This window comes from Vibrio sinaloensis, assembly GCF_000808535.1.
Classification (GTDB): Bacteria; Pseudomonadota; Gammaproteobacteria; order Enterobacterales; family Vibrionaceae; genus Vibrio; species Vibrio sinaloensis_D.
In genome coordinates this window covers 123,604-132,811 of the sequence record NZ_JWLV01000023.1, presented here as the reverse complement: position 1 = coordinate 132,811, position 9,208 = coordinate 123,604, and the positions used below count along the sequence as shown (strand labels likewise).

Annotated in this window: 8 protein-coding genes; 1 reads left to right on the top strand and 7 read right to left on the bottom strand. The window is 44.4% G+C overall.

Features of this window, described 5'->3' with window-relative positions:
- Positions 1 to 412: 412 nt before the first annotated feature.
- The 7 genes from RJ47_RS14105 to dusA form a co-directional block, all read right to left on the bottom strand.
- Complete coding sequence (locus tag RJ47_RS14105) at positions 413 to 1,192, bottom strand: phosphoadenylyl-sulfate reductase (RefSeq protein ID WP_039484525.1); 780 nt, start codon at positions 1,190 to 1,192, stop codon at positions 413 to 415.
- Entirely contained in the window at positions 1,185 to 2,921 is a 1,737-nt protein-coding gene (gene cysI, locus RJ47_RS14100; RefSeq protein WP_039484524.1) for an assimilatory sulfite reductase (NADPH) hemoprotein subunit, read from the bottom strand. The genes RJ47_RS14105 and cysI overlap by 8 nt, the downstream gene beginning before the upstream one ends.
- Positions 2,921 to 4,786 carry an assimilatory sulfite reductase (NADPH) flavoprotein subunit gene (locus RJ47_RS14095; RefSeq protein WP_039484523.1) on the bottom strand — a complete coding sequence of 622 codons (1,866 nt, stop codon included), beginning with the start codon at positions 4,784 to 4,786 and terminating at the stop codon, positions 2,921 to 2,923. Before RJ47_RS14095 ends, cysI begins: the two co-directional genes overlap by 1 nt.
- A gap of 127 nt (positions 4,787 to 4,913) precedes the next feature.
- Positions 4,914 to 5,144 carry a hypothetical protein gene (locus RJ47_RS14090; protein WP_005475948.1) on the bottom strand — a complete coding sequence of 77 codons (231 nt, stop codon included), beginning with the start codon at positions 5,142 to 5,144 and terminating at the stop codon, positions 4,914 to 4,916.
- 146 nt (positions 5,145 to 5,290) lie between these two features.
- Entirely contained in the window at positions 5,291 to 5,959 is a 669-nt protein-coding gene (locus RJ47_RS14085; RefSeq protein ID WP_038139341.1) for a TIGR04219 family outer membrane beta-barrel protein, read from the bottom strand.
- 131 nt (positions 5,960 to 6,090) lie between these two features.
- Positions 6,091 to 6,300 carry an envelope stress response protein PspG gene (gene pspG / locus RJ47_RS14080; RefSeq protein ID WP_038139338.1) on the bottom strand — a complete coding sequence of 70 codons (210 nt, stop codon included), beginning with the start codon at positions 6,298 to 6,300 and terminating at the stop codon, positions 6,091 to 6,093.
- 159 nt (positions 6,301 to 6,459) lie between these two features.
- Positions 6,460 to 7,464 (bottom strand): tRNA dihydrouridine(20/20a) synthase DusA, encoded by a 1,005-nt coding sequence (dusA, locus tag RJ47_RS14075; RefSeq protein ID WP_039484522.1) that lies wholly within the window; start codon positions 7,462 to 7,464, stop codon positions 6,460 to 6,462.
- A 107-nt stretch (positions 7,465 to 7,571) separates the two neighbouring features.
- On the opposite strand from dusA, the gene RJ47_RS14070 reads away from it, so the two are divergent.
- Positions 7,572 to 8,636, top strand: a complete 1,065-nt coding sequence (locus RJ47_RS14070) for a site-specific integrase (RefSeq protein ID WP_039484521.1) — start codon at positions 7,572 to 7,574, stop codon at positions 8,634 to 8,636.
- The last annotated feature ends 572 nt before the right edge of the window (positions 8,637 to 9,208 follow it).

Genomic DNA, 9,208 nt, shown 5'->3' with positions numbered 1-9,208 from the left:
CAGATTGATAGGTTTATATTGTTAAAGAGCTTTCTTCTTTGTGATTCGCATCACTTCAGAAGAGGCGGCCATTCTAGCGAGATAAAGTTTAGTGTCAACCACTTTTTTCAAACTTTTTTTCAAGCGTTACCACTTGGCTAGTAAACCGTGCCGACTTAGCTTGAACCCTTATGAGCTCTTGCCCTGTCGACGAGGAGGCATTATAGAGATCGCGCTCACATTGGCAAGCGTTATTTTGAAAAAATTGCAGAAATAACGCTTAAACGCCGATTTTTCGCTCAAAGCCTTATTTACCCAACTTTACCCCTAGAAAGCAAACACAATACCCACAGAGTTATCCACATATCACCATTTTTAGCAAAAAGAAAAGGCCGCATTGCGGCCTTTCTTCATATATATAGAAGAGAATAAACTAGATACCCGAACCGTCTTGCTCGTTGCCATCATCCTCATGAAGTCCACACTCACGCTTTAAACCAAAGAAGCGAGTTTCCTCTTCACTCATTCCTGGCTCCCACTTCTTGGTTGTATGCGTATCACCTACCGACAGGTAACCTTCATCACGCAGTGGGTGGTAAGGCAATCCATGCTCCTCTAGGTAGTAGTGAACATCTTTATTCGTCCAGTCGATTACAGGCAGGAATTTAAATACACCATTTTGAATCGATAGGATTGGCAAGCTGGCTCTAGATTTAGATTGCTCTCTACGTAGACCCGAAAACCAAGTCCCGACTTCTAGCTCATCTAAAGCCCGCCTCATTGGCTCTACTTTATTTATCTTGTTGTACTTTTCGATTCCCTCTATACCTTGATCCCATAGATTTCCGTAGCGAGCTTCTTGCCAGTTAGAGCTCTCTGCCGCACGATAAACTTTTAGGTTCAAGGTTAGCTGTTCGCTTAACTGATCGATAAAGCGATAGGTTTCAGGGAAAAGGTAACCAGTGTCAGTCAGAATAACCGGAGTATCCGGAGCCTGTTGAGTAACAAGGTGCAGCATAACTGCAGCTTGAATACCAAAACTTGAAGACACCGCAAACTTACCTTCAAGATTTTCTAGTGCCCAGGCCACTCTTTGCTGGGCGGTTAGCTTCTCTAACTCTCCATTAATTTCGGCAAGACGGAGTATTTGCTCCGTCTTAGTTAATGAGAGCAGTTCTGCTAACTTCGGTTTGGAAGCGACAGAATCAAGCATGCAAGTCCCTCTTAGATACTTTGACTTCTTGAATGATGCCAGCACGGATAGCAAAATCACCAAATCCTTCGCCAGCTTCACGCTCTTTAGCCCAACGGCCTACGAGCTGATCAATCTCTTCTAGTATCTGTTTGTCTGTGATGTTCTCTTTATACATCTTCGGAATACGTGTACCAGCACGGTTACCACCTAAGTGAAGGTTGTAACGACCAGGAGCTTTACCTACCAGGCCAATCTCAGCCAACATTGCACGGCCACAACCATTTGGACAGCCTGTGACACGTAAAATGATGTTCTCTTCTTCAGGTAAACCGTGTTTCTCAAGGATACCTTCTACGTCAGTAACAAACTGAGGTAGGAAACGTTCAGCTTCAGCCATCGCCAGTGGACAAGTTGGGAATGCCACACATGCCATTGAGTTTTTGCGCTGTTCACTCACGTTGTCATCAATTAAACCGTGTTCGCGGGCAATCTTCTCTATCTTCGCTTTCTGGCTCTTAGCTACACCAGCAACAATTAAGTTCTGGTTTGCCGTCATACGGAAATCACCTTTATGGATTTTGGCAATTTCAGCAACACCGGTTTTGAGTGGTTTGCCCGGGAAGTCCAGTAGACGGCCGTTTTCAATAAATAGTGCCAGATGGTGTTTACCATCGATGCCTTCGACCCAACCAATTCGATCACCACGATCGGTAAACTCGTATGGGCGACTCTCGCCAAACTTCACGCCTGCACGCTTCTCTACTTCCGCCTTAAATACATCGATACCAACACGGTCTAGAGTGTACTTAGTTTTCGCATTTTTACGGTTTGAACGGTTACCCCAATCACGTTGAGTCGTCACAACCGCCGCAGCCACATCGAGTGTTTTATCTAGTGGGACAAAACCAAAGTCGTCAGCACGACGAGCGTAAGTTGATGTGTCACCGTGAGTCATCGCCAATCCGCCACCCACTAAGACATTGAAGCCCACCAGCTTACCGTTCTCACCAATCGCGACAAAATTAAGGTCGTTCGCATGTACATCCACATCATTTTGCGGAGGAATCACCACCGTTGTTTTGAACTTACGAGGAAGATAAGTTTTACCTAGAATCGGCTCATCATCGTCGGTGGTTTCTACTTTCTCGCCGTCTAGCCAGATTTCCGCATACGCTTTGGTTTTAGGTAATAGGTGCTCACTAATTTTCTTCGCCCATTCGTAAGCTTCTTTATGCAACTCGGACTCAATCGGGTTAGTCGTACACAGCACGTTACGGTTTACATCGCCAGCTGTAGCAATTGAGTCAATGCCAATGCTGTTTAGCGTTTGGTGCATTAGCTTGATATTTGGCTTAAGCACACCATGGAATTGAAACGTTTGACGCGTTGTTAGACGGATACTGCCGTAAAGCGAATGTTCGGTTGCAAACTTGTCAATCGCCAACCACTGTTCAGGTTTAATAATACCGCCCGGCATACGTGCACGAAGCATCACGTTATGCAGAGGCTCTAGCTTTTGCTTAGCGCGCTCGTTACGAATATCGCGATCGTCTTGCTGATACATTCCGTGGAAACGAATGAGCTGGAAGTTATCCGCAGTAAAACCACCAGTGATCTTGTCTTGCAGATCTTGCTCTATGGTTCCGCGCAAAAAGTTGCTTTGAGTTTTCAGACGCTCGTTATCAGATAACTTTCCTAACTCTTCGCCTAATACAACTTGCTTATTATTCTCAGTAGAAAAAGTCATTAGTACACATCCCTTTGATAACGTTTCGCTTTACGTAATTCATTGATAAATTCTTCTGCATCATCACGTGATAACTTGCCGTGCTGCTCGACAACATGAATCAAAGCTTCATGAACGTCTTTCGCCATACGTGTAGCATCGCCACAGACATAGATATAGGCACCATCTTGAAGCCACTGCCACACTTGCTCAGCATTTTCTAAGATACGATGTTGAACATAGACTTTCTCTGCTTGGTCGCGGCTAAAGGCTACATCTAGGCGATTTAACAAACCTGATTTCAGATACTTTTGCCACTCAACTTGATACAAGAAATCTTGCGTAAAGGTACGGTCGCCAAAGAACAACCAGTTCTTGCCTTCCGCTTCACGATTGTCGCGCTCTTGAATAAAGCTGCGGAAAGGAGCAATACCAGTACCAGGACCAATCATGATGACTGGAGTGTTATCATCTTGCGGTAGCTTAAAGTTATTGTTGTTTTCAACAAACACTTTCACTTCGCCACCTTCTTCCAAGCGCTGAGCTAAAAAGCTTGAAGCGCCACCATAGCGTTTTTCATCACCTTTATCGTATTCAACCAAGCCAACGGTCAGATGGACTTCTTCATCAACTTCCGTTTGGCTCGATGCAATGGAGTAAAGGCGAGGAGTTAAACGGCGCAACAAACCAAGGAGTTCATCCGCGGAGAGTTTGGTTTTCTTTTCAGAAAGGACATCCACTACCTGAGTATTACTTGCGTACTCACGCAGTTTATCTTTGTCTTCCACCAGCTTTTCTAGCTTCTTGCTACCCGATAGCTCAGCAAACTTAGCCACCAGTTGTGGGTTCGCCGCGGTGATTTCAAACTTACTCACCAATGCGCTGTGAATAGAGAGGCTTTCGCCGTCAACTTCGACACTTTCAACGCCAGATAAACCAACCTTACCGAGAATGGCATTGGCAAGCTCAGAGCTGTTGTCAAACCAAACCCCTAATGCATCACCCGGTTGGTACGTCAGACCTGAGTCCGTCAGGTCGATTTCTACGTGGCGAACATCCTTACCTGAGTCACGGCCTGTAATTTTTTGGCTAGTTAACAAGGTCGCGGTATATGGATTTTGCTTATTGTATTGAGAGTGCCCCGTAGCCGCTTGACCAACGGGTAGTTGAACCACATCCGCTTCTTGACCAGAGGCGAGATCGTCTTTGACGGTTTCAAGAGCTTTCGCACGCCACTCTGCTGCTGGCGCGTCGTAGTCCACATCACAATCAATACGCTCAATAAACGCACTAGCGCCCTGCTTCGCCAAATACGCGTCAAAGTCTTTGCCCGTTTGACAGAAAAATTCGTAGCTTGAATCACCTAAACCAATAACACCATATTTCAGATTTGGTAGCTTAGGTGCTTTCTTGGATTGCAAAAACTCATGCAGCTCTATGGCATTATCAGGCGCTTCGCCTTCACCATTGGTTGATGCCACGATAATAACGTGTGTTTCTTTCGCTAAGTTCTTACCTTTGTAATCACTGGCGTCAAACAGCGCGACGTCAATACCTTGAGCTTTCGCTTCTTGCTCTAACTGCTCAGCAACACCCTTAGCATTCCCCGTTTGAGAAGCAAAAATGATGGTCAGTTTGCCAGCCGGTTTCGCTGCTACCGCAGCCGCGGCTTGATTAATTGGAGCAGCTGCACCCGTTGTTTGAGGCTGAGCCTGCGATAATCCCCAAAAGTACCCGCTTACCCATGCAAGCTGCTGTGAGGAAAGACCAGATACGGTTTGTTGAAGAGAGCCAAGCTGCTGGTCATTGAGTGGAGCAGCGATGGCAGGTAATTCTTGCTGAGAAGGCCCGTTGTTAGTAGAGGACTCTTTCTTATTTAAAGACATGGTCACGACATCCCTATTCATTGCGTGATGATAGATTAACCACTCTCTTTAATAACAAGAAAGAATAGAAGTGAATGTTTTATAACTTTTGGAATTAAAGGATTAAAGCAGAGAGGCGTTTATATCTTTATTTGGCTTCGATTCTTACTTGTTGAAAACCAACCGCCATGGCAGATTTAGACGCTAAATCGAGATCGATGTACTGACACTCCTCTCCGTGAGAGTCGGTCAACAGCACAAATCCGCCCCGGGCGTGACGAAACTCCACAATCCAAGCGCCCTCTTGAGCGGAAGGTTCAATGATGGCCTCCACCAATTTGTTTTCCCTGTATAGATTCCTTAGCTCAGTAATCGTCATGAGGTTCCTTTCTCTATCGGACACAAAACTCCTAGAGTAAGGATGGTAGAAAGCGTCGAAAGTGCGAACAAATAACGTTCAATATAATCAATAGATATAAAAAAACGCCGCTATATAAATAGCGGCGTTTCTCAATGATTTCTTTTTTAGAAGCTAAACTCAGCTCCAACAAACCAACCATTGGCAAAAATAAACGGCTTACCTAAATCTGAGCCACCAGCAACACGGAAATCTTCAGACTCTAAATCGATCACTCGATAACCGCCTTTCAATGCGAGTTGGTTGCCATTCAAATCCATTCGGTACTGAGCACCAGCCATTAAGTCAGTACTCTTGATGCCATTGCTATCACCGAAGTTCATTTCACCAATAATATCAATGGACGTATCTGGAACAGTCAACTCTGCATAGCCGTACCACGCCCAAATCATTCCATCGAATTCTGTATTTCGTGTCGCGTCTTCTGCATTGATGTATTTGGTATTAGACAAGTCACTTAAAGTTACACCTGCATCAAAGTGCATTAAATCATGCTCAAAAATACGGTAGTAAAGTGTTAAGTCTAATTTATCGAATGCCATGTAATCAGCATCGACACTAGAGTAACGAATTCGAGCATCAGGTACGTACTTAACATTATGCTCTATGGCTGCGTAAAAGCTTGGGGAAGTGTCACTATCACGGTTTACTTCATTAACCTTTGTCTCCGACAACCACATTTCAGCACCAATCTTCGTCGTCAATGATGACTCTTCAGCGACAGCTGGCACTGACATGACAGCAGCAGCGAGTAAGGCTGCAGTTTTAAAACCCATGAACTTGTTTCTCCCAGTAATGGTGCTTGCTCCTCCCAAGACGAGTAATCGTCAATGGAGGTGTATACGATATGCGCGAATTCTACCATACACACCCGCCATCCCAGCAACTATTTATCTCTGGATGAGAATTAACGAGCCTGCGCTACATGAGATTTAAAGAACCATATACCGATCGCAATCACGATGAGCCAAGGTAATATTTTAAGTACTGCACCTAACATTCCAAGCAGAACCATGACAACAATAGAAAACGCTACCGCAGCAAATACCGTCAGCATAGTGACTCCCGTAACGAGTAGTGTCGCGGTAAATACCAAAATAAAAATCAGTTCAAACATACGCTTCTCCTTTGTTTGAACTGACTCTTTCAGATTATGTGCCAACTTCAAAAAAATAAATAACACACTGATTTTATGATACAAAATAAAAAGACGCTCACGATGAGCGCCTTCTCAATAAAATAGATTTGGTATTTTTCACCACACTGTTGGTATTTTTTACACATCCAACTCTTGCGGAATTTTCGCTAAAGCCGCTTCAACCACCTCGATACCCGCACCTGGTTTGTGCGCATTCTCGCTAATGTATCGACGCCACTGACGGGCACCTGGCATCGCTTGGAACAAACCAATCATATGACGAGTAATGTGCCCAAGATAAGCGCCTTTCGAAAGCTGAGCTTCAATGTACGGATACATTTCCTTTACGACTTGAGAGCGTTTTTTGATCGGCTTGTCTAAACCAAAGATCTGCTGATCCACTTCCGCTAGTAGATACGGGTTCTGGTAAGCTTCGCGACCGACCATCACACCATCTACATGCTCTAAGTGAGACAGAGAATCGCCCAGTGTCTTTACCCCACCGTTTACGGCAATGTTTAGATGAGCAAAATCTTTCTTTAGTTGATACGCACGAGGGTAATCCAACGGTGGAATCTCTCGGTTTTCTTTCGGACTTAACCCAGACAACCAAGCCTTACGCGCATGAATAGTAAACTGGTCACAACCGCCTTTCTCTGAAACAATCGAAACAAAATCTGTCAGAAACTCATAAGAATCTTGGTCATCAATACCGATACGTGTTTTCACCGTGACTGGAATATCCACCACATCACGCATTGCAGCTACACAATCCGCCACCAACTGAGGCTCCGCCATCAAACAAGCACCGAAACGTCCATTTTGCACACGGTCTGATGGGCACCCTACATTAAGGTTGATCTCATCGTAGCCGCGTTCTGCTGCAAGTTTAGCGCAAGTCGCGAGATCTTGAGGGTTCGAGCCACCTAACTGCAGTGCCACCGGATGTTCTTCTTCGTTATACGCTAAAAAGTCACCTTTACCATGAATGATCGCGCCTGTCGTGACCATCTCTGTATAAAGCAGAGTCTCGTTTGTCAGCAAGCGATGGAAGTAGCGGCAATGACGATCTGTCCAATCGAGCATGGGTGCTATAGAAAAACGATTCGCGGCGTATTTATTGGCTTTATCAGTGTTTTGCATGATTTAGTCTCAAATTAACACTGTACAAATATACAGTGAATTACCTAGAATCTGATGGAAAATCCTCTTCCAGTCCCCCTATAGTCCCCCTCAAGGAGTAGGACAAAATGGCAAGCTACAGCATAGAAACTCGAAAGCTAAAAAGCGGTGAACTTAGGTTCAAGGTAACAGTAGTCGTAAAAAAAGATTCGCGCATTATACACAGGGAAAGCAAAACTCTAAAAAAGAAAGCACTCGCTAAATCATATGGGATGCGCAGAGTGGCTGAACTGGAGTCAGAAGGGGTACTGAACAGACCCAAATCAGTCCCCCTCGCGGTACTCCTCGATTCTTTTATGGCTGAGCCAGAATTGTGGAACAGAACCGGAAGAACTAAGCGCTATGTGATTAAGTTACTTAGAGATTGTGACATTGCAAAAGTTGAGAGCAATGAACTGAAAACCAGTGACCTGATCCAACACTGCAAAAATCGCAAGGGTGCGGGAGCTGGCGGCGCTACCATCTATCACGATATTGCTTACCTTCGTTCAGTAATGAAGAAAGCCAAACCCGTTTTCAACATTGCCGCCAATTTTCAGATATTTGACGAAGCTGTTCCCGTCCTTACTGATATGGGCTTAATAGGAAAAAGTCAGAAGCGCACTCGCCGCCCTACTTCCGAAGAATTGAAATTATTGAAAGAAGGTTTGGAGAAAAGGGAATCCTTTAGGCCGAACGGGAAAACACGAATCCCATTTACCGACATTCTTGAGTTCAGCATCCTTACTTGTATGCGTATTGGTGAAGTATGCTCGATTCGTTGGGAAGACCTCGATCAAGAAAACAAAACAGTGGTGGTAAGAGACAGAAAAGACCCGCGCAAAAAGACCGGCAACCACATGCTTGTTCCTTTGCTTGGGGAGTCGTTCGATATTGCCCTCAAACAACCGAAGAAAAGCGATCGCATCTTTCCTTACAACCCGCGAAGCGTAACCGCAGGTTTTCAGAGAGTACGTAATGAGCTAGGTATTGAAGATTTAAGGTACCATGACTTGCGAAGAGAGGGAGCGAGCCGCTTATTCGAAAAGGGCTACTCGATTGAGGAAGTCGCCCAAGTCACAGGGCATAGAAGTTTGAATGTGCTTTGGCAAGTTTATACTCAGCTATACCCTCAACAGCTACACGAAAAATAAAAAAGCACCCTCACTAGGGTGCTTTTGTTAAGTATAGCTTAGAAAAAATTAACCACTTTTTCAGTTTCCCAAATCAGTTTATGGATTTTCCGTAGTAAGAAAGACATTTCTAGCGCCCTCCTTTACCGCAACGGACTAGAAAACACCATGCTTTCCATCCATATTCATGAGCATCCAAAACTCTCGTTGAGTTACGAACTCGACGAAAACGTGTGTACACCCATTTAAAACCCATTGGTGCTGGTTTGTGTTTAATGCTTTTCATTTTCTGCCCTTATTAAGTTGAGGCTTAAAAAAGGGCTAGCTCGAAACCTTGCTCGTAATCAATGAAAAAAAACAAAATTTACGTGACAATGATCACATCAAGTATCGTAAAAATAGCACTTTTCAATCAACATGTACTATTATAACGACGTTATTTAGACGAAGGTTTTCTGGCGTTCAGATTCAAATTTTGGTCGAGGAGAATCAAAACAGCTAGCCCATCGTTTTGTAAACTAATCCCTCTTCTCATTGAGAATGAGGGATTTTTTACGCACTCCTGAAAGTACGCTTTGTTCACCCAAGTTATT

Excerpts from the sequence above, each read along its gene's own strand:
- RJ47_RS14105 (WP_039484525.1), bottom strand. The coding sequence starts at position 1,192 with ATGCTTGATTCTGTCGCTTCCAAACCGAAGTTAGCAGAACTGCTCTCA.
- cysI (WP_039484524.1), bottom strand. The coding sequence starts at position 2,921 with ATGACTTTTTCTACTGAGAATAATAAGCAAGTTGTATTAGGCGAAGAG.
- RJ47_RS14095 (WP_039484523.1), bottom strand. The coding sequence starts at position 4,786 with ATGTCTTTAAATAAGAAAGAGTCCTCTACTAACAACGGGCCTTCTCAG.
- RJ47_RS14090 (WP_005475948.1), bottom strand. The coding sequence starts at position 5,144 with ATGACGATTACTGAGCTAAGGAATCTATACAGGGAAAACAAATTGGTG.
- RJ47_RS14085 (WP_038139341.1), bottom strand. The coding sequence starts at position 5,959 with ATGGGTTTTAAAACTGCAGCCTTACTCGCTGCTGCTGTCATGTCAGTG.
- pspG (WP_038139338.1), bottom strand. The coding sequence starts at position 6,300 with ATGTTTGAACTGATTTTTATTTTGGTATTTACCGCGACACTACTCGTT.
- dusA (WP_039484522.1), bottom strand. The coding sequence starts at position 7,464 with ATGCAAAACACTGATAAAGCCAATAAATACGCCGCGAATCGTTTTTCT.
- RJ47_RS14070 (WP_039484521.1), top strand. The coding sequence starts at position 7,572 with ATGGCAAGCTACAGCATAGAAACTCGAAAGCTAAAAAGCGGTGAACTT.